The organism is Paenibacillus sp. MZ04-78.2, from assembly GCF_024213375.1.
Taxonomy (GTDB): Bacteria; Bacillota; Bacilli; order Paenibacillales; family NBRC-103111; genus Paenibacillus_G.
This window is the reverse complement of record NZ_JANAVJ010000105.1, coordinates 1-1,840: the sequence shown is the minus strand read 5'-3', so window position 1 is coordinate 1,840 and position 1,840 is coordinate 1. Positions and strand designations below refer to the sequence as shown.

1 protein-coding gene is annotated in these 1,840 nt (G+C 41.8%); it reads right to left on the bottom strand.

The window, feature by feature from the left end; translation table 11 throughout:
• On the bottom strand, positions 1-1,610 hold a 1,610-nt coding region (locus NLX71_RS26190; protein WP_254366745.1), incomplete at its 3' end, for an AAA domain-containing protein.
• Positions 1,611-1,840: the final 230 nt, after the last annotated feature.

The following is a 1,840-nucleotide window of genomic DNA, read 5'->3' as shown; positions in this document are numbered from 1 at the left end:
CTTACATTCTCTGGAAGTTGGTGATTTCCCTTCAATAAATTTGATTTTCGCGCAGTTTCACCTGCGAAATGTGGGTTGCAGTTCCGTCCGTACAGGGTAGCTAAATTGGGGTCATAGAACTCGGATAAATCCTTCATCTGACCGCATTTTCCACACTTTTTGATTTGCTTGCTTTCAATTTTTTCGTAGGTTTCCACAACTTCCTTGCGCAGATCGTCCGCATCTTCAGTTTCCGTTATTTTAAAGGTCCGGGCAAATTGTCGATCCAAATACTGCAACGGGTTGTCACGAATAACGAACTTGTTGAGACGAAAAAAGGGGTAACCGTAGGATTCAATCGTTTTCTGTCGCTCAACATCAGACTCTACATAGTAGCGAGTGTAGGTAAACTCATTTATTGAATCACTGGACTTAAAGTGAAACTCAAAGCCATCATATTCAATGATCGCAGAACGCGCCCGATCACCCGGCTTCCGGAATATCAACAAGAAATCAATACGGTAAGCCGGAATCTTCGCCATAGGATCTAATTGTTTGATATACCTGCCAATATCAAATTGTGGAATGATCTCGATGTGTTCCTTATTTTGTTTATAAAACTTTGTCTGTTGGATCCATTGCAGGACCATGGGCTCCATCTTGGATCTACCATCGGTTTGTTCCAACAATCTTGCCTCATCCGGACCTTGCAGCATATTCTTGAAATATTGAAGAACCCGGCCTGTCTCATGTTGGATTTCTTCCGGTTGTTTGCTCAGGATAAAGCGAATACTTTCCTTCGCACGACTAAAGCCAACATTTAGACGTTGCGCTTTGAGTGTTCCATTCTCCTCCTCTGCAGCCTTATCCAACTTAACAGGGAATACATACTTCAGACTATCTTCACCCGGCTTTTCAACCATGGAATAGTAAATAATATCCCTTTCCTCACCCTGGCAGGAGTCGAATGTCATGATCTTTAGATGAAACTTCTCCATGTAATACTCCCAATCCTTAGAAGCCAGAATCCTGCTTGTCAATAGCTTCTGCTGGTTGGTAAACGGTGTAATGATTCCAACCGTTCCTTGATAATTCATTTGCTTCAACCGATTAAGCTCATCAAGTATATAGTGAATCTCATCGGTATTTGTGTTTTTTAGCCTTTCTTTACGCGGATCTGCCTGGATGACATGAAATTGAAGCACGTCGTTCAGACTAACACCACGTATCTTCATCACCTGGAGGGAATCCTGGTAAAAGTTTTTATTTGAGTAGCTGATGAGCTCAATATACCCCCTAAAGTGCTTCTTTAGGCTGCATTCGTAATTAGATATATTTTTCATAAAATCGAGGATGGAGTTCTTGATATTGAAATTCTCTATCTTCATCTCTAAACTCTCACGCTCAGATTCAGGGCGATCAACAATATCCTTTTTGAAAGCGTCCCTTACTCGGTTGAATAAAAGGTTGTTTACTTTGGTAGAAGCGTTATGAGATTTCACGTTCGCAAACTGCTTGGTATCCCCTAGGACGACCGTTTTCTTACCTCGAATGATAGCTGGAAAGGCTTGAGCAATGCTGACTTGAGAGGCCTCGTCAATGATCACAACATCAAACAGATTGGCCTCCAAGGGTATGAATTCTCCTAGTTCTCGAATCCCAACAATGAGACAAGGAAAGGCTTGCACCAATGGTTCCAACAAGTGTTTAGGGATTTTCTTCTTTGCTCGAAAAATCTTGCGCAGCTCCTCGGCATCATTCCTGTAATTCTCACGAAATTGGACCGGTTTAAACCCTTAACTTTAGAGTCTTACTCCCTTATTCTCACGAATTCGTAGTTTTTCAAATTGCACTACGTTGC